We start from the raw sequence: 25,805 nt of genomic DNA on the forward strand, positions 1-25,805 counted from the left end.
GTCCCTGCTGCATTAATCCTGGCTTTAGCCGTTTCAAACCATTGTCGCCCGAAACGCTTAAAGCGTGAACACCAAATGCGACCCCTGAGGCTTCAATATGACGGAACAGAGATTTTTTATCGCACCGCAACAGAGCGAAACATCCGCTTTTGACTGATTTTCGCTACCGCACCGCGCGATGACGCCCCCCAAACGACGGGATATTGTCCCTCAGATGAGCAACGTCAGTACCGACACCCAAGCCGCCCCGAAATTCAACGCCGAAGCCTTCGCCATGAACATCGCGCGAGCGATGGAGAGCAGCGGCCAGGCGCTGGCAGCCTATCTCAAGCCGCGCCAGACCGGGGAAGTCCGCGACAAGCCGCCGAACGAGCTCGGTGAGGTCATCAAGACCTTCAGCGTGATCGCCGAATACTGGCTGGCCGACAAGGAGCGCGCCTCCTCGCTGCAGATGCAGCTCGGCAAGGACTACCTCGATCTCTGGGGATCGGCCGTGCGCCGCATGGCCGGCGAAGCCGACGCCAAGCCGGCGATCGCGCCGGCCCCGCGCGACAAGCGCTTCCAGGATCCGGAGTGGAAGTCGAATCAGTTCTTCGACTTCATCCTCCAGCTTTATCTGCTGACCGCGAAGTGGGCGCAGCAGCTGGTCCACGACGCCGACGGAATCGATCCGCATACCCGCAAGAAGGCCGAATTCTACGTCCAGCAGATCACCAACGCGCTGGCGCCGTCGAATTTCGTGCTGACAAACCCGGAAGTGCTGCGCGCCACGGTCGAGACCAATGGCGACAATCTGGTCCGAGGCATGAAGATGCTGGCCGAGGATATCGAGGCCGGCCACGGCTCGCTGCGGATCCGCCAGTCCGATTCGAGCAACCTCGAGGTCGGCGTCAACATGGCGACGACGCCGGGCAAGGTGATCTACCAGAACGAGCTGATGCAGCTGATCCAGTATTCGCCGGCGACGGAGAACGTGCTGCGCACGCCGCTCCTGATCGTGCCGCCATGGATCAACAAGTTCTACATCCTCGATCTGCGCCCCGAGAAATCCTACGTCAAATGGTGCGTCGACCAGGGCATCACGGTGTTCGTGATCTCCTGGGTCAATCCGGACAAGGAGCTCGGCAAGAAGACCTGGGCCGATTACATGGGGCCGAAGGCCCGCTCACGGCGATGGACGTGATCGAGAAGGTCACCGGCGAGATGAAGGTGCACACCGCCGGCTATTGCGTCGGCGGCACCATGCTCGCCTCGACACTGGCCTACCTTGCCGAGAAGCGCCGCCAGCGCGTGACGTCGGCGACGTTCTTTGCCGCGCAGGTCGACTTCACCCACGCCGGCGACCTCCTGGTGTTCGTCGACGAGGACCAGATCTCGGCGCTGGAACGCGACATGCAGGAATCCGGCGTGCTCGAGGGCAGCAAGATGGCGATGGCCTTCAACATGCTGCGCTCGAACGACCTGATCTGGTCGTATGTCGTGAACAATTATCTGAAGGGCCAGCCGCCCTCCTCGTTCGACCTGCTGCACTGGAATTCGGACGCGACGAGAATGCCGTCGTCGAACCATTCCTACTATCTGCGCAACTGCTATCTGGAGAACCGGCTGTCGACCGGCACGATGGTGCTCGACAACACGCTGCTCGATCTGTCGAAGGTGAAGGTGCCGGTCTACAACCTCGCGGCACGCGAGGATCACATCGCGCCGGCGGAATCGGTGCTCTACGGTTCGCAGTTTTTCGGCGGCCCGGTGAGATATGTGCTGTCCGGCTCCGGCCACATCGCCGGCGTGGTCAATCCGCCCGCCTCGAAGAAGTACCAGTACTGGACCAACGACAACATCAAGGACATGAAGCTCGCCGACTGGCTGAAGGGCGCCGAGGAACACAAGGGATCGTGGTGGCCCGACTGGCGCGGCTGGCTGGAAAGCCATGATCCGGAGACGGTGCCGGCGCGCATTGTGGGCTCGAACGGGGTGTCGGCGCTCGAGGACGCTCCGGGCAGCTATGTCCGCGTCCGCGCGTAGCGCCAAGTCTTCGCGTAGCGCCAAGTCTTCGCGTAGCGCAAAGTCTTCGCGTAGCGCCAGGTCTTCCGCTCAGCTATAAACAGATGGTCCCGAAGGTCGGGAATCGAATTCACGTGAGGGGGAGACGATGACGCGCGAATTGTTCTGGCTGTCGCTGACGGTGATCCTGACCGGACTGCTGTGGATTCCCTACATCATCAACCGCTGCCAGGTGCGCGGCCTCTCCGGCGCCATGGGCAATCCCTCGCGCAACGACAAACCGCACGCGGAATGGGCTAACCGGCTGATGTTCGCCCATGACAACGCGGTCGAAAATCTCGTGATCTTCGCGCCGCTGGTCTTGATCCTCAACGCGGCCGACTATTCCACCAAATGGACCGTGCTGGCCTGCGCCGTGTATTTCTGGGCCCGCGTCGCGCATCTGATCGTCTACACGCTCGGCCTGCCGGTGTTCCGCACGTTGGCCTTCACGGTCGGCTTCCTCGCGCAGGCGGTGCTGGCGCTCGCGATCTTCAAGGCTCTCTGAACCGCATATTCTCGCCGGTCGCGGCACAGCCGCGCCGGCGGAAGCTAGGGTCGGAACTCATTTCTTTGAGATAGAAGGCAAACGACGGGACAGCACGGACTCGCAAACGATCTCACGGCCAAATGGGTACGCCGTCCAGTCCTGCGGTTTCTGGCAGGCCGCAGATCAGGTTCGCATTCTGCACGGCTTGGCCGGCCGCTCCCTTGCCGAGATTGTCGACCACGCCCATCGCGATCACCAAGTTGCGCTCTGGATCGGCCGCATAACTAACGAACGCGAGGTTCGAGCCGGTAGCCCATTTGGTCTGCGGCGGCTTGTCGGTCACGCGGACGAACGCCCGCCCGGCGTAGAAGCGCCGGGCGGCGTCCAGGCACTGGCCCGTGGTAGCACGGCCGCGGCAATAAATGGTGGCAAGTACGCCGCGGGTCATCGGCACCAAGTGCGGCGTGAACACGAGCCCGGCCGCGCTACCGCCACTCAGCCGTTCGATCGTCTTGGCAATCTCGGGCATGTGGACGTGCTTGAGCAGACCGTAGGGCAGCAAGTTCTCGTTGCTCTCGGCGTAGCCGAACTTGCTTTCGGCACCGCCCCGGCCGGCGCCGGAGATACCGGTCTTGACGTCGATCACGATGTTGCCAGGCTCGATCAGCTTGTTGACCAATAGCGGCGCCAGCGCGTTCAGCGTCGCCGCGGGGAAGCAGCCGGGGTTGGCAACGCGGGTCTGCCCCTCGATCTCGGCCGGCCAGACGTCGGCCAAGCCGTACGCCCAACCCTCGACGTAGCGGTGGTCGCCGCCGATGTCGACGATCTTCACGTCCTTGGGGACGCGCGCCAGCGCCTCGGCCGAGGCGCCCGTGGGCAGCGAGGCGAACAGCACGTCGAGCTTCGGCAGGGTCACAGGGTCCCACTTCTCGATCACCAGCTCGGAGAGCTTCGCCGGCACACCGGGGAAGCGGTCCACCAATCGGCTGCCGGCGCTGCCCTCGCCCGCGGCGTAGATGAGCTCGAAAGACGGGTGGCTCGCGACCAGGCGCATTGCCTCGCCGCCGCCAAAACCGCTGATCCCGACAATGCCGACGCGAATGCTCATGGTGGTGTCCTACTGCCGAAGTGAGCGAACAGGTTTAGTCTTGGCCCTTGCGCGCGACGACATGCAGCATCGTAGCGGGCGCTTCATCAAAGCTCTTGATCTCGCTGGTGTCGGACGACAGCTCCGTCCATCGCCCGGTGGACGCGTATGTCGCCTGCAGCCATTCCGGCGAGGGGTAGTTGTAGTAGCGGCCGATGCTGTCGCGGCCATCGACATGGCCGATCTTGTAGCTCGCGTAGAAGATGCCGCCGGGCTTCAACGCCCGATGGATGCGGCTGAGGATGCCGGCCAATTCGTCGCGCGGCACATGCAGCAGGCACGCACTGGCCCAGACGCCGTCATAGGTTTCGAGATCCTCGAGTTCGTCGAACAGCATCGCCTCGACGGGATGGTTGATGCGCCGCGCGGCGACTTCAGCCATTTCCGGTGAACCGTCGGTCGCACGCAGCACGAAGCCTTCGGCGAGCATGACAGCGGCATGATTGCCGGCACCGCAGCCGAGCTCGAGTATCGCGCCGCCCGGAGGCAGCAGCTTGAGGAAGCCGATCAGCCGGGTGGACGGCGCTTTCGCCCACCCGGCATAGGCCTCGGCATTGCGCCGATAGAATTGCAGCGTGGCGTCATCCACGATGCGCACCTCGCCGTCAGCTGTCGGAAAGCCCGAGCATCAGCCGCATGTTCTGCACTGCGGCACCCGAGGCGCCCTTGCCCAGATTGTCGAGCCGGGCAACCAGCACGGCCTGGCGGTGCTTGTCGCTGGCGAACACATAGAGCTCGAGCTGGTTGGTCTCGTTGAGTGCCTCCGGCTCGATCCGCCCGCCCTTGGCGGCCTCGTTCTGCAGCGGCATCGCCGAGACGTATTTGCTGCCGGCATACCACTTCGCCAGAACAGCCTGCAGGTCAGCACCGGTCGGCTTGCCCGGCAGCGTGTCGAGCTGCAGCGGCACCGAGACCAGCATGCCCTGCCGGTAGTTGCCGACCGACGGGATGAAGATCGGCCGCCGCGTCAGATGCGAGTAAAGCTGCATCTCCGGCACGTGCTTGTGCTCGAAGCCGAGGCCATAGAGCTCGAAGGCCGGCGCGGAGCCGTCCTCGAAGCTTGCGATCATCGACTTGCCGCCGCCCGAATAGCCGCTCACCGCGTTGACGGTGACGGGATAATCCGCCGGCAGCAGGCCGGCATCGACAATCGGCCGCAGCAGCGCGATCGCACCGGTCGGATAGCAGCCCGGATTGGAGACCTTCTGCGCGTTGCGAATCTTGTCGGCCTGGTCGGGCGCGAGCTCCGCGAAACCGTAGGCCCAGTCGGGCGCGACGCGATAGGCGGTCGACGCATCGAGCACCTTCGGCGCCGAATTGCCCATCGTGTCGATCAGCGCAACCGTTTCCTTGGCGGCATCGTCAGGCAGGCAGAGGATCACGAGATCCACCTCCTCCATCAGCGCACGCTTGGCGCCTGCATCCTTCCGCTTGTCGTCGGCGATGTGCTTCACCGCGACGTCGCCGATCGCGTGCAGCCGCTCCTGGATGCCGAGGCCGGTGGTGCCGGACGCCCCGTCGACGAACACGGTGGCCTTGGTCGCACCGCTCTTGGTTTTCGGCTGGTTGGTGTCGGTGACGGTCACGGCATGCTCCTTTCGAGCTCGTTCGTTTCGATAGCAAAGACATCCGGCCGCGCCTGCCGCATCAACTGCGCGATCTGTTGCGCGCCGGCATCCGCCTGCGCGGCAAGGTGACCTGCGACTGCCGCATAGTCGGTCTCGGACTTGTGCTGGTTCAGCTTGAAGCTGCCCTCCACCTCTTCCACCGTCATCTCAAGGCCCACGATCGCCTTCTTCATGGCATCGAGCCGCGCGGCTGTCATCTTGCCTGACGTCCAGTTACTTGAAGTCCCGGGCTTCTTCGGCAACAGCCGATCCTCGAACTTGGCGCTCAGCGTGTCGATCTGAACGGCGAGTTCCTCGCCCGTCAGCGCCCGCACCGGCCCGGTCAGATGAACGGCCTGATAGAGCCAGGTCGGCACCTGATCGGGCGACACATACCAGTCCGGCGACACATAGGCATCCGCGCCGGTGACGGCCAGCAGCCAAGGGCCCCCGTGTGCCAGCTTTACCAGCGGATTGTGACGGGCAACATGAAGCAGCGCCCGCGGCGTGCCGTCGGCGGCGTAGCTCAAATAGAACGGCAGCGCGGAGGCGATCGGCTTGCCGCCGTCCCACGCGCAGGCGATGCCGAAACCGCGCGCTTCCGCAAAGCCGAGGCTCGCGGCGCGGTCAGGCTTGAAGGGCGGTGGCGTATACATGGTCGAAACTCCTGCGTGACGAAGGAGCCGCCAGATCGAACCGCGTGTCTTTTTTCAGGAGAGCGCCGCGGGAGGAGATCCGGCGGCAGAGGCGATGGTCTTAAACGCGAGCGACCGCCCATACCGCGAGAATGCGGCGGCGGCGGGCGGTGATGATGGTCGCGGCGTTAATCATGGGCGCGGCTATAAGGCCGCGCCCGTTTTGCGTCAAGGAAAACCGTTCAGATCGCCGGATTCCACGGCGCCGGCACGACGCGGTAGCCGTTGCCGTCCTTGACCACGTTGCCGAGGCCCGGGAACGGATAGTGATAACCCTGCACCTGGAGCCGCTCTGCAACCACCATGTCGTAGATGCGGCGGCGGGTCTTCTCCGCGACGTCGCCGTCCTGGTCGAAGAACGCATGCCAGCCGGGATTGGCCGCGAACAGGCTGGGATTGTTGGTGACGTCGGACTGGATGAAGACCTTGTCCGCCCCCGAAGCCAGCACGTAGGAAGTGTGGCCCGGCGTGTGGCCGACGGTCTCGACCGAGGTCAGCCCCGGCGCGATCTCCTTGCCCCACTCGTAGGGCGTGACCTTCTTCTTCAGGTCGGCCTCGAAGATATTGCGGTTGTTCTTGAACAGGCCCTGCATGCGGCCGGCCGGCGCCCGGCTCATCTCGCCGTCGTCCATCCAGAACTTCCATTCGGTCGCCGGCACCAGCACTTCGGCATTCGGGAACGCCGGCGTGCCTTCGGCCGTCAGCAGGCCGTTCACGTGGTCGGTATGGAAGTGCGAGATCACGACCATGTCGACATTCTTCGGGTCGAAGCCGGCCGCGACGAAATTGTCGGCGAACTGGCCACTGGCGCCCTTTGTGCTGGCTTTCGCCAGCGCGCCATTGCCGGTGTCGATCACGACCAGCTTGCCGCCGGTGTTGAGCACGAGCGGCGCGTACCAGATCGACACCAAGTCGCGCGGCATGAAGGCCTTCTCCAGGGCCGCGTTGACATCGTCCCGCTTCGCGTTCGGGATGAAGGAATCTTCCAGCTTGAAGACATTCTTGCCGTCGGACACCGCGGTGACCAGGATGTCGCCGACCTTGTAGCGATAGAAGCCCGGCGCCTGCTTGTCGGCGGCGGGCGCTGCGGCGGCCGCGGGAACGGCAGGCAACAACGGTGCGGCGGCGATGCCGGCAGCGCCTGCGAGAGCGTGACGTCGTGTCAATTCCATCTGTTGTCCTCCCAGTGAAACGTTGATGCGCCCGGCGGAGCCACGTCTGCCGCGGTGAGTTTTGCTCAGCGTTTTGACAGTCGTGCGAAGACGGTTGTGCAAGCAATCGTTCTTCCGCCTAACCCCTGCATCGTAGCGATATTCCTGAAGTCGTTACACCGCCCGCCACATCCACTCGACGACCTGGCCGATGACGTCGCCGAACAGCAGCAGCGCCGCCGACCAGACCAGCGCGGAGACGAAATTGGCGATCTGGAATTGCCAGTACGACATCTCGAAAATGCCGGCGGCAAGCGGCACCGAGGCCCGCAGCGGGCCGAAGAAGCGGCCGATGAAGATGCTGGGCACGCCCCAGGATTTCACGAAGGCCTCGCCGCGCGGCAGAATCTCTGGATAGCGCGACAGCGGCCACATCTGGGCGACGTGCTCCTTGTAGCGATAGCCGAACCAGTAGGAGACCCAGTCGCCGAGTGCGGCCCCGATGCCGCCCGCGATCCAGATCGGCCAGAAATTGATCCCGCTGACGCCGATCAAGGCGCCGATCGCGACCAGCGCACCCCAGGCGGGCACCAGCAACGAGATGAAGGCGAGCGATTCAGCGAACGCCAGCAGCATGACGATCGGAGCGGCCCAAGCCTGGTGATGGCGGACGAATTCGGCCAGGGCCCGCGCAAAGTCTTCCATCTCGTCGAGTGCCCTCCGCTGCGTTGAAAACTGAATGAACCTTTGTAGCGGCACACAGCCTAAGAACAGGTAAGCCAGCCCATTGCGTGACATCAAGTCACAAAGGCGGGGATCAAACGTGATTTCCGGTAAGGCCCCTGCGGTCCGGGCTGGCTGGCACCTCCCTCATAAGAAAAAGGAATCACTGGATGATCGGGTCACTGATGATGTGCGTCGGCGTTCTCGTCTTGTTGTTCGGAATGCTCGCGGGCATCGTTATGGGTATCCAGCACGACTTCACGTTGGGGCCGGCGCATGCCCATCTCAATCTCGTCGGCGGCGTGCTGCTGTTCCTGTTCGGCCTGTACTACCGGCTGGTGCCGGCGGCAGGAACCATGTTGCTCGCCAGGATCCAGGGCTGGCTGCATATCGTCGGCGGCATCCTGTTTCCGGCCGGCGTGGCCGCCGTTTTGCTGAAGGGCCCGGCGTTCGAGGCGGCGCCGATCGTGGGATCGCTGATGGTGGTCGCCGCCATGGCCCTGTTCACGGTCGTTGTATTCCGCACCTCGCGGGCGTAATCGCAGGCTCCTATCTACACAGGCGGCCGGGCCCTAACGGCGCGGCCGCCCCCATTTGGCAGCCCATCCGTGGCATAGTCAGAGCAACCGATTCGCTGCGCCATGACCGGCGCACCACTTGAAGAACCATGTCCAAACCACTGAAGTCAAACGCCAAAAGCAAATCTGCCGACGATCTGTTCGGTGCCCCGGAGCCGAAGGGACGGGCCCCGGCGAAGGCTGCTTCACGGCCCACGGGAAGTGCCGAAGCCGGCTATACGGCGGCCGATATCGAGGTGCTGGAAGGGCTGGAACCGGTCCGCCGGCGGCCCGGCATGTATATCGGCGGCACCGACGAAAAGGCGCTGCACCATCTGTTCGCCGAGGTGATCGACAACTGCATGGACGAGGCCCTCGCCGGCCACGCCACCTTCATCGACGTGGAGTTGACCACCGACGGCTTCCTGACCGTGACCGACAATGGTCGTGGCATTCCGGTCGATCCGCATCCGAAATTCCCGAAGAAGTCGGCGCTCGAAGTCATCATGTGCACGCTGCATTCGGGCGGCAAGTTCGACTCCAAGGTCTACGAGACGTCGGGCGGTCTGCACGGTGTCGGCGTCTCCGTGGTCAATGCCCTCTCCTCACGGCTCGAGGTCGAGGTCGCGCGCAGCGGGCAGCTGCACCGCATGACCTTCGAGCGCGGCCATCCCAAGGGCAAACTCGAAGACCTCGGCAAGATCAACAACCGCCGCGGCACGCGCATCCGCTTCAAACCGGACACCGATATTTTCGGCGCCAAGGCGGCCTTCAAGCCGCAGCGTCTGTTCAAGATGACGCGCTCGAAGGCGTATCTGTTCGGCGGTGTCGAGATCCGCTGGCGCTGCGACCAGGAGCTGCTGAAGGGCGTCGAAGACGTCCCGGCGGAAGCCAAGTTTCACTTCCCTGGCGGCCTGAAGGACTATCTGGCGGCGGCGATCCATGCCGACACGCTGGTGCATCAGGATATCTTCTCCGGCAAGTCCGGCCGCAGCGGCGCGCATGGCGCCTGCGAATGGGCGGTGGCCTGGACGGCCGATGCCGACGGCTTCCTGTCGTCCTACACCAACACGGTGCCGACGCCCGATGGCGGCACGCATGAATCCGGCCTGCGCAGCGCGCTGCTGCGCGGCCTGAAGGACCACGCCGAGCGCGCCGGTCAGGGCAAGCGCGCGGCCTCCATCACTTCGGAAGACGTGATGGTGGGCGCGGCCGTGATGCTCTCGGTGTTCGTGCGCGAGCCTGAATTCCAGGGCCAAACCAAGGACCGCCTCGCCACCGCCGAGGCGCAGCGCATCGTCGAACAGGCGATGAAGGACCCGTTCGACCACTGGCTGTCAGGCAATCCGAACCAGGCCAACCGACTGCTTGACTTCGTGATCGATCGCGCCGAGGAACGGCTGCGCCGCCGCCAGGAAAAGGAAACCGCGCGCAAGACCGCCGGCAAGAAGCTGCGTCTTCCCGGCAAGCTTGCGGATTGCTCCGATGCCGGCACCGAAGGCTCCGAACTTTTCATCGTCGAAGGCGACTCGGCCGGCGGCAGCGCCAAGCAGGCACGCGATCGCAAGACGCAGGCCGTGCTGCCGCTACGCGGCAAGATCCTCAACGTCGCGTCTGCCGGCAAAGACAAGCTGACCGCCAACGCGCAGCTCTCCGATCTGGTGCAGGCGATCGGCAGCGGCACGCTCGCGCACTACCGCGAAGAGGATCTGCGCTATCAGCGCATCATCATCATGACCGACGCCGACGTCGATGGCGCGCACATCGCATCGCTCCTGATCACCTTCTTCTACCGGCAGATGCCGCGGCTGATCGACGAGGGACATCTCTATCTGGCGGTGCCGCCGCTCTACAAATTGAAGCACGGCACCAAGTCGGTTTACGCCCGCGACGACGCCCACAAGGAAGAGTTGCTCAAGAGCGAATTCAACGCCAACGCCAAGGTCGAGGTGAATCGCTTCAAAGGCCTCGGCGAGATGATGCCGGCGCAGCTGAAGGAGACCACGATGGATCCGGCCAAGCGCACGCTGCTGCGCGTGGTGCTGCTTGCCGACGATCGCGAGGGCACCGCCGACTCGGTCGAGCGGCTGATGGGTACCAAGGCGGAAGCCCGCTTTGCCTTCATCTCCGACAAGGCCGAATTCGCAAGCGACGATCTGCTCGACGTCTAGGGTCTACCCAACTGATTTGAAATGATTTTCCGGCCGCCCCCAGATCGGGGCGGCCGTTTTCATTCGCCCTTTCGGAGAGTTGCCTGCGGTTTCGTTTTCGGGCGGTTGTGTCTCACCCGCAACAGCATTTCCGGCGGAACCACGTATAGTCCAGACATGAGTTTCGGGAATCGGTGCGATCGCGCCCCCGTCAGCGACCCGATCGAACGCTAAAGTCGAGGATTTGGATATGAAGAAGATTTTGCTCGCTCTGACCGCGGTTGCTGCGATGACGGGTACCGCGTCGGCTGCTGACCTGGCCGCCCGCCCCTATACCAAGGCTCCGGCCCCGATCGCAGTGGCGCCGAGCTGGACCGGCTTCTACATCTTCGGCGGCGGCGGCGGCGGCGTCTGGGACGCTGACACCGGCGTTCAGTCGACCGTCACGGGCGCACCGATCCTCGGCTTCAACCAGCGCCAGGGTGGCGACGGCTGGTACGGCACCGTCGGTGCCGGCTATGACTGGCAGACCGCCAACAGCTGGGTGATCGGCGTGTTCGCCGACGGCCAGTTCGGCAGCCTGAAGGGCACGATCCAGGATCAGGGCCTCGGAATCGCCGGCAACATCAAGAACGACTACAGCTGGGCCGCCGGTGCGCGCCTCGGTTATCTGGTCGCTCCGAACGTTCTGTCCTACGTCAACGCCGGCTATTCCAACTCGCACTGGAAGGGCACTACGCTGTTCAACACCGCCACTGCTCTCCCGGTGGGTGGACACACCGACGGCTTCGATCGCAGCGGCTGGTTCGTCGGCGGCGGTGTCGAGAACAACCTGAACATCTTCGGCATCACCGCGCCGGGCTGGTTCATGAAGACCGAGTACCGTGCTGCCTACTACGACAGCAAGAACATCTCGGAACTCGCCGACGTCACCAACATCTCGAACGGCCGCGACATCACCTTCAAGCCGCTCGTCCAGACCATCAGCACCTCGCTGGTTTACCGCTTCAACTGGACCGGTCCGGTCGTCGCCAAGTACTGAGCTGAGTACTGATCCCTGCTGACATAGCAGACGAAAAGCCCCGGCATTGTCCGGGGCTTTTTTGTTGCCTGAACACCTTCAAGAACAATCTCGCGCGCACGCCTCGCGGTGCAGGGCCGACCGGCCGCGCCCGATCTGGTCAGCGCCGTGGTGATCGGGCACTCTCGCGACCGGATTCAAACCACAGCGGACAACAACAATGAAAAACGGACAGTTTGATCTCTCGGGCCGGGTCGCGATCGTCACCGGCGGCAATGGCGGCATCGGGCTCGGGATGGCGCGCGGCCTGGCGGATGCCGGCGCGGCGGTTGCCGTGGTCGGCCGCAACGAGGCGAAATCGAAAGCCGCCGTCGAGGATCTCGGCAAGCGCGGCGTCAAGGCGATCGCGGTGGCAACCGACGTCACCGACAAGGCCGCGGTCACCGCGATGGTCGAGCGGGTTACCGGCGAGCTCGGCCGGATCGACATCCTCGTCAACAACGCCGGCATGAGCATCCGCAAGCCGCCGCACGAGCTCGAGCTCGACGAGTGGAGCAAGGTGATCGACACCAACCTCACCAGCGCCTTCCTGTGCTCGAAGGCGGCCTATCCGGCGCTCAAGGCCTCGGGCCACGGCAAGATCATCAATATCGGCTCGATGATGTCGATCTTCGGCGCGAGCTTCGCTGCAGCCTATGCTGCAAGCAAGGGCGGCATCGTGCAGTACACCCGCGCCTGCGCCAACGCCTGGGCCCCCGACAACATCCAGGTCAACGCCATCCTTCCCGGCTGGATCGACACCGATCTGACGAAGGGCGCGCGCGAGCAGGTCGCCGGGCTGCACGAGCGCGTGCTCGCACGCACGCCGGCGGCCCGCTGGGGAGCCATCGACGACTTCGCGGGCATCGCCGTGTTCCTGGCCTCGCCGGCGTCGGACTTCGTCACCGGCACCGCGATCCCCGTCGACGGCGGCTATTCGGTGATGGCCTGAAAACACAGGATCCATGAAACACAAGAGCCCCGGCATTTGCCGGGGCTCTTGCATCCTGTTCGCCTCAGTGTCGTTCAGTAGCGCGCGATGACCGGCGCGTCGAACTTGTAGTTCATCCGCACCACCGCCCATTGGATGTCGCGCGGCTTGGCGTCGAACGTGTAGGTGCCCGCGGCGGTGCCGGCGAGCTGATAGGTCTGACGCTCGAAGGCCGCGTAGTTGTATTCGACGCCGATGGTCCAGTTGCGGGTGATGCCGTATTCCCAGCCGGCGCCGACCGTCCAGCCGCTGGCCCAATGGGTCTGGCTGCCGGAGCCGGTTGACGGCGGAAGGTTGTCGACGACGGACAGGCGGTTGTTCACGCCGGCATAGCCGCCCTTGAAATAGAGCAGGTTGTTCTGGATCGCGTAGCCGGCACGACCGACGATCGTTGCCATGGCGTTCGAGCGCCAGCTGAATTGATCGTCGCGGCCGACGCCGAACACCGTGTTGGTGACGCGGCCGGAATTGTCGAGCCCGGAGATCGTGCCCTCGACGCCGAACACGAAGTTGTTGGCCTGCCAGTTGTAGCCGATCTGACCGCCACCCATGAAGCCCGAGCCACGCTGCCGAAAGCCCTGGCCGGGCGCGAGATCGCCGAACGCCGTCGTGTTCGCGCTGTTGACCCACTGCTCGTTGGTCCAGGCGCCGCCGAGATGGCCGCCAACGTAGAAGCCGGACCAGTTGTAGACCGTTTCCACATAGGCCGGCGCCTTGGTGTACGTGGTGTACGGACGGGCGGCAAGGTCGGCGGCCGATGCAGCGCCGACGCCGAGCGCCGCGGTCACGGTCAGCGCGGCAATGAATTTGGCATGAGACATGGTGGCATCCCCAGATTGTCTGATGGGGACGAGCTTTCCCAGAGAGACCCTTACCAAAAGCAAACCGCGGGAACCGGGCGCGCAGAATCCATGTGCGCCGGTTGCGAATCATGCCTGTCTGTTGCAATCACGCAACTTCTAACGGCTCCTTTAAGGAGCTGTTATCCTTGATAAATTCCTTCCCTGCGCGCGACGCCTGTCAGCGCGCCGCCGGCGAATGGACGTGCTCCGGCCGCACCCCGATCGCGACAAGACGCGCCGTCAGCCCTTGCAGCCAGGGCAGCGCGGTGATCAACCGCAACGCGAACGGCACCGGTTGATCGCCGCCCTTCAGCGCAGCGCTGATGATGTTGTTCTGCGCGATCACTTGCATGCGTTGCGTCACCCGGACCGGGAATTCGCGGCGCCGCCGCACGGCATCGAGCTCGTCCTCCGACGGACAGCCCTGTGCGAGCTCGGCCGCCAGGATGTTGGCGGTCGCGACCGCGTCCTGCACCGCGAGGTTGACGCCGACGCCGCCGATCGGCGACATCGCGTGCGCGGCGTCGCCGATACAGAGCAGGCCAGGACGGGTCCAGCGCGTCAGGCGATTGATCGCGACCGTGAGCAGCTTGACGTCGTCAAAACTCTTCACGTCGGCAATGCCGGCCTTGAGGATCGGCGCGAGCCGCAGCACGTCGTCGAGCAGCGCCGGCAATCCCCTCGCCTTCACGGCCTCGTATTGTCCCTTGGCGATCACATAGGCGCATTGCCAATAGTCGCCGCGGTCGAACGTCACCATCATCTTGCCGTGGTCGATGCGGGCGAACAAATTCTCGGTCTCGTCCCGACGCCGCCCGACGCGAAACCACAGCACGTCCATCGGTGCGCCGATATCCTCGACGTCGAGGCCGGCGTGCTTGCGCACGATCGAATGGCGGCCGTCGCAGCCGATCGTGAGATCAGCCTCGATCTCGATGGGGCCATCAGGCGTTTTCACATGGACGCCTGCAACAGCGTCGCCGCGCCGGATCAGGTCGGTCGCCTCGGCGCTCATCAAAACCTGCAGCGAGGGGAAACGCTCGCCGCTCTCGCGCAAGAAATTGAGGAAGTCCCACTGCGGCATCATCGCGATGAAGGGATATTTGACGCTGAGGCGGCTGAGGTCGGCGATCCGCACCGAGGTGCCGCCGAACATGCCGTCGAGCCTTTGGATGTCCTGGTGCGGCAGCTTCAGGAAGCCGTCGATCAGACCGAGCTCGTCCATCACCTGCAGGGTCGACGGATGCACGGTGTCGCCGCGGAAGTCGCGGAAGAAATCGGCGTGCTTCTCCAGCACCACGACATCGATCCCGGCGCGCGCGAGCAGATAGCCGAGCATCATGCCCGCCGGCCCGCCGCCGACGACGCAGCAGCGCACCTTCATCTGACGCGTCTTCGGCGCTGCCGGATTGCCTGCATCCATGATGCCTTCCCTACCGCTGCTTCGACCCTCAGGCCTCGATTGTAACGCGGATCGGACGACAAGGATGCAAGGCTATCGCCTGAACGTCTTGATTTCCGACACGCTGCCGTCGCGATAGGTCAGCTCCACCGAAACCGACTTGGTCTGCGGCGCGAGCTTCAGATAGGGCTGCGCGTCGGACGGGATTGCGCTCGGATCGCGCGAATTGCAGGCCGGCATCTTCAACACCTTGTCCGGCACCGCGGTGTCGATGCCGATCCGCACCTCGCGGATCGCGCAGCGATACGACATCAGGTGCGTGTAGTAGACGAGCAGCCCGTTGAACTCGCGGAACGACAGCCAGCTCGTCGCCGTCATGTCGAGGATCTTGCGCTGGTCGCGGATCAGCGCGGCGTCGGGATCGAACTTGATCGGGAACGGCCCCTGCATCTCGCCCTGCGTATCGACATAGCGAAGCTCGATCGTGGCCGCCGGCGCATCGGCTGGCAGCTCGATCGATGGATTGGGCATCCGCTTGCGCGTACGCGGATCGAGCGTGTCCATGAAGCCGGTTTCGCGGAAATCGCCGCTATCGCCGATCCGCCAGGAGATGCCGAGCGTCGGATCGGCGATCGAGAACACGACGGTCCAGCCGCCATTGTGTCGCGAGAAGCTCGCGATCGGCGCGTTGATGGAATCCTTCGGCAGCTTCGGCACCGAGACCGGCGGCAGCGCGGCCACCTGCTGCGGCGGAGCCGACGGCTTGGCCGCCTCGGCCTGCCCCTTGGCGATCCCGTTCAGGAAGACGTCGTCCACCATCTGGTCGAAATAGACCGGGATCTGCTTGTGCTTCACGGTCTCGGCCATCTCGCTGACCAGGCGCCGCGTACGCTGGGCAACCTGCACCAGATTTTCACCGGGCTGCAGCAGCTCCCTGGCAAAGGTTCGCGTGAACACCGAATTGGGATTGGCGTCGTCGTTCGAGAGCCGGTCGAGCGCGGTCTGACGCGGCCCCGCCGAAAACACCGAGAACACGCCTTCGGGCAGCTGCGTCATCGGCGCGAGGCCACCGCCGCCGGCAACGGCGCGCGTGCCGGCGCGCTCGAACGGATTGTTGCGGCAGGCGTCGAACACCAGGATCGAGGTCCGCGCCTTCTTGTTCTGCAACCGCTCGATGATGCGGTCGGCGAGAACCGAAGCGTCGCGCACCAGCTCCTCCTGCCCTTCGGTGGCGGCCGGCACGTCGGTCGGCAGCAGGAAATTCTGACCCGCGATCTCAAAGCCGTGACCGGCATAGAAGAAGAACGCGGTGTCGCCGGGTTCTACGGCGCGGTCGAAGGCGAGCAGCGTCTCGGAGAACGCCTGCCGGTTCAAATTCTCCGCCACCATGACGTTGAAACCGAGCTGCTTCAGCGTGTCGCCCATGGTGCGGGCGTCGTTGACCGCCTTCTGCAGTTTGGGCACGTTCCTGTAATCATTGTTGCCGATCACCAGCGCGACGCGCTTTTCAGCCTGGGCGGGCGCCGCCGATGCGATAAATGCGACCGCCAACAGGGTCGCTGAAAGTCTCGAAAGCCAGCTCTTCATCCCAATTCCCGCCTGCACGACAAGTGCGCCGCTCGTGCGACCGCCGCCTAATAGTCGGATCAGCCGTTTGGCCGGTTCAAGGCCGACGCCGGATGGCCGCCGTGACCGCCCCTTGGCGTGCCTCTTGGCCCCCATGAGGCGTCCCGTCCGTTCCAGGTCAAGTTTCTTTTTACGGCCCGCGTGATAGATTCCGGCTTCCATCGCGGCGCCAGCTCTCCGCACGTCCCAAGGGCACTCCAGGGGCTTTTCCGTGTACACATGGTCCACTGAGCAAGTCGATCCCCGGGATCGCTTCGACTATTGGCGCGAGGTCCGCGCCAAGGGGTTGTTCGGCGTCACCGCAGAACTCGAACCCCAGCACCGCCGCGACTTCTTCGGCGAGTTCTCGCTGCGCCAGCTCGGCGATGCCGGGCTGGTCGAGCTGCGGGCCTCGCCCTACCGCGTCGAGCGGCGCGCCGGCGACATCGCAGACGCGCGCAGCGACAGCCTGTGCATCTACCAGCAGCTCGGCGGTGGCGGCTGGTTCGGCGGCGCGCGGCTCGATGAATTCGCGGTGCGCGACGGCATGTTCGCGACCAGCTATTCGGACCTGCCCTATCGCACCGTCCCGCTGCACGATGACGGCTTCCACCTGCGCATCATCAAGATCCCGGTGACGAACATCGTCCCGCCGGGCGCCGAGCTCGGCGAACTGGTCCCGAGGCCCATGCAGGATGAGACCGTGCTGCGGCCCCTGCTGGAATCCTGCTTCCGCGACCTCGTCGAAGGCCATGACGCCACCGCGGCGGACACGGCCCCGATGGTGCGGGCGCTCGCCCACATCGCGCTGATCGAGCGCGGCATCATGCGGCCAAAGAGCCGGCTCGCGCAGCAGGCCCTGCGAAGCGCCCATCTGTCGCTGGCTCGCCGCCTGATCCGGCGGCATCTCTCGAACGCGGCGCTGACGCCAACCCTGATTGCCGGCCTGCTCGGCATCTCGGTGCGTCACCTGCACATCCTGTTCGAGGAGACTGAGATGAGCTTCTCGGAGACCGTCACCGCGCTTCGGCTCGCGCAAAGCCGCCGCCTGCTCCGCGAGCAGTCCGGGCAGACGATCGCCGAGGTCGCGTTTGCCTGCGGCTTCGAGAGTCTCGCGACGTTCTACCGCCTCTTCAATGCATCCGAATCGATGACCCCAGGCGATTACAGGGCGCGGCCGGCCTGAGCGCGCGGAGAGCGGTAATCCCGGCTGACCGGCTCAACCGCGCTCTTGCGGGTTACTAAGGCGCCGCCATCCCGTAAGCCGGATTCGCGCCAGCCCGAGGGTCTGACCCTCGGCGAGTACCGGGTGAAAACAGCGCGGACACCTCCTCGGAGGCCTTGCTATCAGACACGGGGCCAGTGATTCATTTGACCGCCAAATGACGGAAACGGCGCTTATTTTGACGAAAACGTTAAGCTTTTTCGGCTATCGGCTGGTTCCAAGATTGACTTTACCGCTTTCGCCCCTATGTTGCGGGCAACGCGGCCCTCGGATCGAAACGCGATTCGTCAGGTTTGCCGTCCGTCAGCGTTAGCCAGAGCCCCCGAGCTTTATAGAAAAGCGAGCCGTTTCGGGGCCGAACGCGACAGCCTTTTACCTGCGATGCCGAACGGCGGTTTCGACCAGAGGCTCAATGTCTTTTTCCAATCTAGGCCTGTCCGATAAGGTCCTCGCCGCAGTTGCGGCCACCGGTTACACCACCCCCACTCCCATCCAGGAACAGGCAATCCCGCACGTCCTCGCCCGGCGCGACGTCCTCGGCATTGCTCAGACAGGCACCGGCAAGACCGCTGCCTTCGTTCTCCCGATGCTCACCCTCCTCGAGAAGGGCCGCGCGCGGGCACGCATGCCGCGCACCCTGATCCTCGAGCCGACCCGCGAGCTTGCCGCGCAGGTGAAGGAGCAGTTCGACAAATACGGCGCCGGCCAGAAATTGAACGTGGCGCTGCTGATCGGCGGCGTCTCGTTCGGCGACCAGGACTCCAAGCTGATGCGCGGCGTCGACGTCCTGATCGCAACGCCCGGCCGCCTGCTCGACCATACCGAACGCGGCGGATTGCTGCTCACCGGCGTCGAGCTGCTGGTGATCGACGAAGCCGACCGCATGCTCGACATGGGGTTCATTCCCGACATCGAACGCATCTGCAAGCTCGTCCCGTTCACGCGGCAGACCCTGTTCTTACACCGCGACGATGCCCCCGGAGATCAGCCGCATCACCGAGGCCTTCCTGCACAATCCTGCGCGGATCGAAGTCTCCAAACCCGCAACCACCGCCGTCACCGTCACGCAATTGCAGGTCCCGGCCGGTCGCGAGGCACATGACAAGCGCGAGATCCTCCGCCGCCTGCTGCGCGACGCCAAGGATCTCAACAACGCGATTATCTTCTGCAATCGCAAGCGTGAAGTCGCTGTCCTTCACAAATCACTCCAGAAGCACGGCTTCAGTGTCGGCGCCCTCCACGGCGATATGGATCAGTCCGCCCGCACCGCGGCGCTGGATCAATTCCGCAAGGGCGAGATTCCGTTGCTCGTCGCCTCCGACGTCGCCGCCCGTGGCCTCGACATTCCCGCGGTGAGCCACGTCTTCAATTTCGACGTGCCGCACCACCCCGACGATTACGTCCACCGCATCGGCCGCACCGGCCGCGCCGGACGCACCGGTACCGCGATCTCCATCGTCACATCGCTCGACAGCAAGTCGATGACGGCGATCGAGAAGCTGATCGGCCAGGCGATCCCGCGCGCCGAGGGCGACTTCACCGTTCACAGCGAAGCCTCGGACGACGACGCCGCGCCGCGCCGCGCGCGCGGCCGCGAAGGTTCGCGCGACGGTGCCCGTGGCGGCCGCAAGCCGCGACGTGAACGCGAGCCGCGTCAGGACCAGGAGCCCCGCCAGGAGCGCGCAGCCAAGCCGGAGCGCGAACCGCGCCACGGCCGCGGCACCTCGCCGCGGGCCACCCCGTCGCACGTGCCGTCGATCGGGCGTGCCGAGCCATCGCGGCCGCAGCGCGAGGTGGACCACGAGCCCGCCGATCATTCGCACCTGCCCGCTTTCCTGCTGCGGCCTGTGCGCGCACGCGCCTAAGGCCGGCTCCGATGCCGCCGCGCCAGCGGCGGTTTTCCCCGGCAGCCGCGTCGCCGCGGGCGACCGACGCCCACGCTGATCCCTCGCGTTTGAAGCAAATGCGCGCAGTTTTCGCGGCGCAATGGCGAGCAAGCGAAAAGCTTGCGAAAGCCGAGCCCGACCCACGCCGGAATCGAGCTCGTATGACATTAGTCCCGGCGAAATCCCCGTAGTTCCACTGTTTACCTTGCCTTCATTCTCGTCCCGTACCTTCGCGCCAATAATTTAGTCATTGCTGCCGGGCATGACCGGCATCGCGTGTATTAAGGACGTGACAGTGGTCAAGCTACTGGACGAACACGAACGTACGTTGGCCTTTGCCGAAGTTGCGCTTGGTCAGATCCGCTCGCTTCGCCAGACCGCCGTGCCGCGCAACTACGAAATCTGGTACGTCTACGCGACCGGATACAACGCACCGCTCAACAAGGTCATCAACGAGACGCTGGCGCGCAGCGGCAAGCTCTCTGAATCCGATCTCGAGCAGATCTACGAAACCTACCTTTCGCACATCAAGACATCGGACCGCATCGACAAGGTCGGCGCGCGTGTCATCGGCGAGATCGACGCTGTCATGCAGCTGATCACCGATGCGCTCGGCGTGTCCGCGACTTACGACGCAAGCCTCGTCGGCGCCAGCGACCGCCTCTCGACCGCGACCACCCGCGACCAGATCAAGACCATCGTCGAGGGGCTGGCCAAATCGACGCGCGAGATGCGCGAGACCAATCAGGCATTGGAGAACCGGCTCGCGCTATCGAAGTCGGAGATCAGCGACCTGCAACACAGCCTTGAGGCGATCCGCGCCGAGAGCCTGACCGATCCGCTCACCGGCCTCGGCAACCGGAAATATTTCGACCGCTCGATCGACATGGCTGTGCAGGCCGCATTGGCCAGCGGCGAGCCGCTGTCGCTGCTGATGTTCGACATCGATCACTTCAAGTCGTTCAACGATTCCTACGGCCATCTCACCGGCGATCAGGTGCTGCGGCTGGTGGCGCAAACGCTGAAGCAGACCATCAAGGGCCAGGACATCACCGCCCGCTATGGCGGCGAGGAATTCGCGGTGGTGCTGCCCAACACTGCGCTGCGCCAGGCGCTGACGGTCGCCGACCACATCCGCCGTGCCGTGATGGCCAAGGAGCTGAAGAAGAAGTCGACCGGCGAGATCCTCGGCCGTGTCACGATCTCGGTCGGCGTCTCCATACTGAAGCCGGCCGACGACACGGATTCCCTGATCGAGCGCGCCGACGCCTGCCTCTATGCCGCCAAGCGCGCCGGCCGCAACCGCGTGATCTGCGAAGCCGACCCGGAATACAGCGCCGAGACCCAGACCCGCGTAGCGTGACCTCTGAACGCGCCTTGAGACGCGCGCAGCGCTGCTCAGGATTTTTTCCGTTTCACGCGCTTCTTCGGAACTGAGGACGGTTTTGCGTTCGGCCTCCGCGCCGCTGCCTTCTTTCCCGCCACTTTCTTTGCCGTTGCCTTCGAGTTCACCGGCGCCGTCGACTTCGGCGCGGCCGGTCGTTTCCTCGGCCGCTTGCGCAGCGCGGCGCGCTGCGTGGGCGGCACCGAGCGCCGAGCGTGCCCAGACCGCGAGCTCCTCGGCATCGTCGAACAACCGAGCCGGCAGCTGCCAGTACGAGTTCACCGTCACCGTCTTGGCGCGCGTCTGGTACTGGAACGGCCCGCAGCCTTCGGCTTCGAATTGCGGGATGGTCTCCTCATCGGCGCGGAAGTAGAGCCCGGCGCGCAGCGCGAGCGCGAAATTAGTACCGTCAGCGGAGATGCCGTAACCGGAGAACATCCGGCGCAGCGTGACCGGGCCGAAAACGGCGAACAGGTCGGTCAGGAATTCGCGGTCCATATGCCCACCATTGTTCCAGCGCAGCCAAACGCGCCAGCCGCAGCCTGTCGGCAGCGCAATATGGTCGACGACGGCGTCAACATGCAACGGTGGTAGGTATAGGATCCAAAACGCGAGCGCGATTGCGCGCTCGCGAGGGCGCAGCGGTGATCAGACCGTCGCCGGCTTGAGCTGCACCGACTCGCCGCAACCGCAGGCGGAGACCTGGTTCGGGTTGTTGAACACGAACTGGGCCTGCATCCTGTCGGCCACGTAGTCCATCTCGGTGCCAAGCAGGAACAGCACGGCCTTCGGATCGACCAGGATCTTCACGCCCTTGTCCTCGACCACTTCGTCGGTCGGACGGATCTCATGGGCGTATTCGACGGTGTAGGATTGTCCGGCGCAGCCGCCATTCTTGATGCCGACCCGCAGGCCGACGATCTCGGAATCGGCGCGCTTGGTCAGCTCGGTGATCCGGTCCGCCGCGGCATCGGTCAGTCTCATGACCTGCGGGCGCGGCCGCTTCGGCTTGGCTGGGGTCGGTGAGGCTTGTGTCATGTCATTCATGTGGTCAGTCCCAGCGGCAATTCAATCTCGAGCTTAGGTTCAATCCCCTAACGCATCACCACATATTGAGGACGAGGCGCGCCTCGTCCGACATCCGGTCCGGCGTCCAGGCCGGATCCCACACCAGATTGACGTTGACGACGCCGACCCCCGGGGACGCTGGCAACCGCGTTCTCGACCATTTGCGGCAACTCGCCGGCTGCCGGGCAGTTCGGGGTGGTCAGCGTCATCAGGATGTCGACCGAGCGGTCATCCTTGAGGTCGACCTTGTAGATCAGGCCGAGCTCGTAGATGTCGGCCGGGATTTCCGGGTCGAACACCGTCTTCAGCGCCGCGACGATCTCGCCGCTCATGCGCTCGGTCTCCTCCGCCGGCAGCGCCGAGGTGGTTTCCATGGTGGCCGTCTTGACTTCGGCTGTATCGGTCATGCGAACAATTCCCGCGCCTTGATCAGCGCTTGCGCCAGATGGTCGACTTCTTCCCTTGTATTATACATCCCGAAGGATGCGCGGCAGGTGGCCGTGACGTTGAACCGCTCTAAAAGCGGCATCACGCAATGGGTGCCGGCACGCACCGCAATGCCCTGCCGGTCGATCACGGTCGCGACATCGTGGGGATGCGCCCCCTTCATCTCGAAGGAGATCACCGGGGCCCTTGTTGCGGGCGGTTCCGATCACGCGCAGCGAGTTGATCTCGCGCAAACGGTCTTGCGCATAGGTCAGCAGCTCATGCTCATGCGCGGCAATCCGCTCCTTGCCGATCGAATTGACGTAGTCGATCGCAGCACCCAGCCCGATCGCCTCGACGATCGGCGGCGTCCCCGCCTCGAACTTGTGCGGCGGATCGCCATAGGTGACCCAGTCCTTGGCCACTTCACGGATCATCTCACCGCCGCCGTTGAACGGCCGCATCGCCACCAGATGCTCGTGCTTGGCGTACAGCGCGCCGATGCCGGTCGGCCCATACACCTTGTGGCCGGTGAAGGCATAGAAATCGCAGTCGAGGTCCTGGACGTCAACAGGCAGATGCACCGCGCCTTGCGCGCCATCCACCAGCACCGGAATGCCGCGGGCGTGGGCGAGCCGGACCACCTCCTTGACCGGAACCAGCGTGCCGAGCGCGTTCGACATCTGGGTGATCGCGACGATCTTGGTGCGCGGGCTCAGGAGCTTCTCGAACTCCTCGATCAGGAAGTTGCCTTCGTCGTCGACCGGCGCCCACTTGATCACGGCACCATGGCGTTCCCTGAGGAAGTGCCACGGCACGATGTTGGAGTGGTGCTCCATGATCGAGAGGACGATCTCGTCGCCCTCCTTGATGTTCACCCCACCCCAGGAGGATGCCACCAGGTTGATCGCCTCGGTGACGTTGCGGGTGAAGACGATCTCTTCAGTGCGGCGGGCGTTGATGAACTGCGCGACCTTGCCGCGGGCGCCCTCATAGGCCTCAGTCGCGGCATTGGCGAGGTAATGCAGGCCGCGATGCACGTTGGCGTATTCGCTCTTGTAGGCCTCGGTCATGCGGTCGAGCACCGCATTCGGCTTCTGCGCCGACGCGGCGTTGTCGAGATAGACCAGCGGCTTGCCGTAGATCTGCATGGCGAGCGCCGGGAAATCCTGCCGCACCAGGGCGACGTCGTAGGAACCGTTGGCGACCGCCTTGTGCATGCTCACGCCCTCGCCTGAAGCCAGCGCTGCGCGGTGGCAATTGCGACCTCGCGCAACGCGTCGCTGGCAATCGTCTCGATCGCCTCGCCGACAAAGGCCTGGATCAGAAGCGCCTGCGCTTCCTTCTCGGGCAGTCCGCGGGCGCGCATGTAGAACAGCAGGCTCTCGTCGAGCGCACCGGTGGTCGCACCATGACCGCAGGTGACGTCGTCGGCGAAGATCTCGAGCTCGGGCTTGTTGTCGGCTTCCGCGTCGTCGGACAGCAGCAGCGCCCGGGTCATCATCTTGGCGTCGGTCTTCTGGGCGTCGGGACGGACGATGATGCGGCCCTGGAACACGGAATGGGCACGGTCGTCGACGACGGCACGGAAGATCTCGCGGCTCGCGCAGTGCGGCACCGCATGATCCACGAACAGCGTGGTGTCGGCGTGCTGCTTGCCGTTGATCAGATTGACGCCGTTGGTCTCGACATTGGAGCCTTCGCCGGCGCAGGTGACCGTCAACTGATAGCGGCTGACATGACCGCCCGAGGTCAGACCGAACGTGTTGAAATGGGCGTGCGCGCCAAGCGTCACCGTCGCCGAGGAAATGTTGAAGGCATCGACGCTGTCTTCGACCAGACGCACATGATCGAGCCGCGCATTGTCGCCGATCGCGACAATCAGCCCATCATGGGTCTGGTAAGCCTTGGCGCCCTCGCCGGCGAGATAGCTCTCCACCAGCGTCACGCCGGTATCGCGGCCGAGCCGGAGCAGCGAGCGCGTGAACATCGCAGCCGGCGCTGCGCCAGAGGCGACGTGGACGATGTGCAGCGGCTGGGCCAGCACCGTGCCATTGGCGATGTCGATAACGACGCCATCGGTCGCCATTGCGCCGTTCAGCGCAATCATCGGATTGGACGTGTCTGACGCAAAGGCCTGCGCGGAAAGCGCGTCCTCGCCGGCATCGAGCACCTCGCGCAGCGGGCGGATGCTCAGTCCCTTATCGAGATTACCGAGGTCGGAGAGGTCGGGCGCGAACGCGCCATCGACCAGCACCAGGCGGCGTACGCCGTCGATCGCCCGCAGCTTGACCGCAGCAGCAGCACGCCCCAGCGCCGCCGCATCCGGCGCAGGGGCCAGCGGCAGCACCTCGCGCATCAGCGCGCGCAGGTCGGTATATTTCCAGTCCTCGATCCGGCGATGCGGCAGGCCAAGGCGCTCATAAGCCTCGAACGCCTCGCGGCGCTGATCGGCGATCTTGCCCTTGCCCGGCAGACGGTCGCGCGCGACGGCGAAAGCATCGCCCAGCGCGCGCCCGGTCTCGGTCTTTGCAACAACGTTCATCTGAGAACCCGCATTTGTCAGGCAGCGTCTTCGAACTGCGCGTAGCCGGACTCTTCCAGCTCCAGCGCCAGTTCCTTGCCGCCGCTCTTCACCACCCGGCCCTTCGACATCACGTGCACGAAATCGGGCACGATGTAGTTGAGCAGCCGCTGATAGTGGGTGATGACGACCATCGCGCGCTCCGGCGAGCGCAGTGCATTGACGCCGTCGGCGGCGATCCGCAGCGCGTCGATGTCGAGGCCGGAATCCATTTCGTCGAGGATGCAGACGGCTGGCTCGAACAGCGCCATCTGCAGGATCTCGTTGCGCTTCTTCTCGCCGCCGGAGAAGCCGACATTGACGCCGCGCTTCAGCATGTCCTGCGGGATGTTCAACGACTTCGCCACTTCGCGGACCTTCTTGAGGAAGGCCGGCGACGAAATCTCATCCTCGCCGCGCGCCTTGCGCTGGGCGTTGAGCGCCGCATGCAGGAAATTCCAGGTGGTCACGCCGGGGATTTCCACCGGATACTGGAACGCCAGGAACACACCCTTGGCGGCGCGCTCATTGGGCGCCATCTCCAGGAGGTCTTCGCCCTTGAACAGGATTTGGCCGCCGGTGACTTCATAGCCGGGCTTGCCGGCGATGACGTGGGAGAGCGTCGATTTGCCGGAACCGTTCGGCCCCATGATCGCGTGCACCTCGCCCGGGTTCACCGTGAGCGACAGCCCGTGGAGGATCTCGCGCTCCTCGACACGAACCAGCAGATCTTTCACTTCAAGCAGAGACATCTGATTTTTCCTGAGCATCATCCTGAAGGCGCGTCGGC

Annotated in this window: 19 protein-coding genes and 5 pseudogenes; 9 read left to right on the forward strand and 15 right to left on the reverse strand. The window is 64.5% G+C overall.

Going from position 1 to position 25,805, the window contains the following annotated elements; genetic code table 11:
• Positions 1 to 214 precede the first annotated feature (214 nt).
• Together ACVWW1_RS11600 and ACVWW1_RS11605 are read left to right on the forward strand one after the other, a co-directional pair.
• A pseudogene (locus ACVWW1_RS11600) lies at positions 215 to 2,025 on the forward strand (PHA/PHB synthase family protein).
• Positions 2,026 to 2,152: 127 nt separating this feature from the next.
• Positions 2,153 to 2,551 (forward strand): MAPEG family protein, encoded by a 399-nt coding sequence (locus tag ACVWW1_RS11605; protein WP_207839534.1) that lies wholly within the window; start codon positions 2,153 to 2,155, stop codon positions 2,549 to 2,551.
• 112 nt (positions 2,552 to 2,663) lie between these two features.
• Here the strand turns inward: ACVWW1_RS11605 and argC (ACVWW1_RS11610) are convergent, their stop codons facing one another.
• The 6 genes from argC (ACVWW1_RS11610) to ACVWW1_RS11635 form a co-directional block, all read right to left on the reverse strand.
• Positions 2,664 to 3,641: an N-acetyl-gamma-glutamyl-phosphate reductase gene (gene argC, locus ACVWW1_RS11610; RefSeq protein ID WP_456655859.1), complete on the reverse strand. Its 978-nt coding sequence runs from the start codon at positions 3,639 to 3,641 to the stop codon at positions 2,664 to 2,666.
• Between the two features lie 34 nt (positions 3,642 to 3,675).
• The gene (locus ACVWW1_RS11615; RefSeq protein ID WP_456655860.1) at positions 3,676 to 4,269 is read right to left on the reverse strand and encodes a class I SAM-dependent methyltransferase; all 594 of its coding nucleotides are present in this window, start codon (positions 4,267 to 4,269) and stop codon (positions 3,676 to 3,678) included.
• A 16-nt stretch (positions 4,270 to 4,285) separates the two neighbouring features.
• Entirely contained in the window at positions 4,286 to 5,266 is a 981-nt protein-coding gene (gene argC, locus ACVWW1_RS11620; protein WP_456655861.1) for an N-acetyl-gamma-glutamyl-phosphate reductase, read from the reverse strand.
• Entirely contained in the window at positions 5,263 to 5,943 is a 681-nt protein-coding gene (locus ACVWW1_RS11625) for an FMN-binding negative transcriptional regulator (RefSeq protein WP_456655862.1), read from the reverse strand. The genes argC (ACVWW1_RS11620) and ACVWW1_RS11625 overlap by 4 nt, the downstream gene beginning before the upstream one ends.
• A 221-nt stretch (positions 5,944 to 6,164) precedes the next feature.
• Positions 6,165 to 7,154: an MBL fold metallo-hydrolase gene (locus tag ACVWW1_RS11630; protein WP_456655863.1), complete on the reverse strand. Its 990-nt coding sequence runs from the start codon at positions 7,152 to 7,154 to the stop codon at positions 6,165 to 6,167.
• A gap of 153 nt (positions 7,155 to 7,307) precedes the next feature.
• Entirely contained in the window at positions 7,308 to 7,838 is a 531-nt protein-coding gene (locus ACVWW1_RS11635; protein ID WP_207839523.1) for a DedA family protein, read from the reverse strand.
• 188 nt (positions 7,839 to 8,026) lie between these two features.
• On the opposite strand from ACVWW1_RS11635, the gene ACVWW1_RS11640 reads away from it, so the two are divergent.
• The 4 genes from ACVWW1_RS11640 to ACVWW1_RS11655 all read left to right on the forward strand — a co-directional run bounded on the left by ACVWW1_RS11640 (position 8,027) and on the right by ACVWW1_RS11655 (position 12,575).
• Entirely contained in the window at positions 8,027 to 8,395 is a 369-nt protein-coding gene (locus tag ACVWW1_RS11640) for a hypothetical protein (RefSeq protein ID WP_176531595.1), read from the forward strand.
• Positions 8,396 to 8,523: 128 nt separating this feature from the next.
• Positions 8,524 to 10,584, forward strand: coding sequence for a DNA topoisomerase IV subunit B (gene parE / locus ACVWW1_RS11645; RefSeq protein ID WP_207839516.1), 2,061 nt, complete (start codon positions 8,524 to 8,526; stop codon positions 10,582 to 10,584).
• A gap of 229 nt (positions 10,585 to 10,813) precedes the next feature.
• Positions 10,814 to 11,605, forward strand: a complete 792-nt coding sequence (locus tag ACVWW1_RS11650; RefSeq protein WP_176531597.1) for an outer membrane protein — start codon at positions 10,814 to 10,816, stop codon at positions 11,603 to 11,605.
• Between the two features lie 199 nt (positions 11,606 to 11,804).
• A complete protein-coding gene (locus tag ACVWW1_RS11655; protein WP_207839514.1) occupies positions 11,805 to 12,575 on the forward strand; it encodes a glucose 1-dehydrogenase in 771 nt (256 codons plus the stop codon).
• A 74-nt stretch (positions 12,576 to 12,649) separates the two neighbouring features.
• On the opposite strand, the gene ACVWW1_RS11660 is transcribed toward ACVWW1_RS11655, so the two are convergent.
• The 3 genes from ACVWW1_RS11660 to ACVWW1_RS11670 all read right to left on the reverse strand — a co-directional run bounded on the left by ACVWW1_RS11660 (position 12,650) and on the right by ACVWW1_RS11670 (position 16,445).
• Positions 12,650 to 13,435 carry an outer membrane protein gene (locus ACVWW1_RS11660; protein WP_456655864.1) on the reverse strand — a complete coding sequence of 262 codons (786 nt, stop codon included), beginning with the start codon at positions 13,433 to 13,435 and terminating at the stop codon, positions 12,650 to 12,652.
• 199 nt (positions 13,436 to 13,634) lie between these two features.
• Entirely contained in the window at positions 13,635 to 14,879 is a 1,245-nt protein-coding gene (locus ACVWW1_RS11665; protein WP_456655865.1) for an FAD-dependent oxidoreductase, read from the reverse strand.
• 72 nt (positions 14,880 to 14,951) lie between these two features.
• A complete protein-coding gene (locus tag ACVWW1_RS11670) occupies positions 14,952 to 16,445 on the reverse strand; it encodes a caspase family protein (protein WP_456655866.1) in 1,494 nt (497 codons plus the stop codon).
• 250 nt (positions 16,446 to 16,695) lie between these two features.
• Between ACVWW1_RS11670 and ACVWW1_RS11675 the strand changes: the two genes are divergently transcribed.
• The 3 genes and pseudogenes from ACVWW1_RS11675 (at position 16,696) to ACVWW1_RS11685 (ending at position 20,937) form a co-directional block, all read left to right on the forward strand.
• On the forward strand, positions 16,696 to 17,649 hold the full coding sequence (locus ACVWW1_RS11675) for a helix-turn-helix transcriptional regulator (protein WP_456655867.1): 954 nt from the start codon (positions 16,696 to 16,698) through the stop codon (positions 17,647 to 17,649).
• Positions 17,650 to 18,100: 451 nt separating this feature from the next.
• Positions 18,101 to 19,553: pseudogene (locus tag ACVWW1_RS11680) on the forward strand (DEAD/DEAH box helicase).
• A 316-nt stretch (positions 19,554 to 19,869) separates the two neighbouring features.
• A complete protein-coding gene (locus ACVWW1_RS11685; protein ID WP_456655868.1) occupies positions 19,870 to 20,937 on the forward strand; it encodes a GGDEF domain-containing protein in 1,068 nt (355 codons plus the stop codon).
• Positions 20,938 to 20,972: 35 nt separating this feature from the next.
• On the opposite strand, the pseudogene ACVWW1_RS11690 reads toward ACVWW1_RS11685, so the two are convergent.
• The 6 genes and pseudogenes from ACVWW1_RS11690 to sufC form a co-directional block, all read right to left on the reverse strand.
• Positions 20,973 to 21,456 (reverse strand): annotated as a pseudogene (locus tag ACVWW1_RS11690) (TfoX/Sxy family protein).
• 150 nt (positions 21,457 to 21,606) lie between these two features.
• Positions 21,607 to 21,996 carry a HesB/IscA family protein gene (locus tag ACVWW1_RS11695; protein ID WP_092113811.1) on the reverse strand — a complete coding sequence of 130 codons (390 nt, stop codon included), beginning with the start codon at positions 21,994 to 21,996 and terminating at the stop codon, positions 21,607 to 21,609.
• A 64-nt stretch (positions 21,997 to 22,060) separates the two neighbouring features.
• A pseudogene (locus ACVWW1_RS11700) lies at positions 22,061 to 22,433 on the reverse strand (SUF system Fe-S cluster assembly protein).
• Positions 22,430 to 23,678, reverse strand: a pseudogene (locus ACVWW1_RS11705) (cysteine desulfurase). Before ACVWW1_RS11705 ends, ACVWW1_RS11700 begins: the two co-directional pseudogenes overlap by 4 nt.
• Positions 23,675 to 24,997 (reverse strand): Fe-S cluster assembly protein SufD, encoded by a 1,323-nt coding sequence (gene sufD / locus ACVWW1_RS11710; protein ID WP_456655869.1) that lies wholly within the window; start codon positions 24,995 to 24,997, stop codon positions 23,675 to 23,677. The pseudogene ACVWW1_RS11705 and the gene sufD overlap by 4 nt, the downstream one beginning before the upstream one ends.
• Before the next feature lie 17 nt (positions 24,998 to 25,014).
• On the reverse strand, positions 25,015 to 25,767 hold the full coding sequence (sufC, locus tag ACVWW1_RS11715) for a Fe-S cluster assembly ATPase SufC (protein ID WP_207839497.1): 753 nt from the start codon (positions 25,765 to 25,767) through the stop codon (positions 25,015 to 25,017).
• Between the last annotated feature and the right edge of the window lie 38 nt (positions 25,768 to 25,805).

Source organism: Bradyrhizobium sp. JR3.5 (genome assembly GCF_054057015.1).